A 478-nucleotide genomic window follows, 5' to 3' on the forward strand; every position below is an offset into this window, starting at 1 on the left:
GTTGACGCCGAAAGTGGCTGGCCCGAAGAAGAACGGGATCGACATCGACGCCCGCACAAGTGCCGCCGGCGAGTTCGAGCTGGTCTCGCCTGAGAGATATCTGACATCTTCGGGAAACTGGAATTTCACGCCGATCGGTGTGCAGGCCGCCATCACCTGAAGCAGGTGTCTCCCTTCGTCTTCGACAGGTTCCAGCGATGACAGGGGCTGTTTTCCGAGCTTCTTGACGGCATCTATGGCCGCGTTCAACTGTATCGAGATCGTCTTCAACCGGGCAAACAGGTCGTCGACGGTTCGCAGGCCGCGCTCAGCCAGAACGCCGCGAACCCAGTCTTCGAAGGCGTTGCCCGGGTTCAGTCCACGCGTCTGCAAAATCTGGCGCAGCGCGCCGAGCAAGGCCGGCCACGACGAAGGCGAGAAGGACTGCCGCTTGAGCAGGAATTGCTTGATCAGCCGGCGCGTCCGGTATGGGCCGTCG

At 61.5% G+C, this 478-nt stretch carries 1 protein-coding gene; it reads right to left on the bottom strand.

Annotated elements, in window-relative coordinates:
- On the bottom strand, nucleotides 1-478 hold a 478-nt coding region (locus ACWTU8_RS32465), incomplete at both ends, for a hypothetical protein (protein WP_455851330.1).

The organism is Mesorhizobium sp. BHbdii (assembly GCF_053848045.1).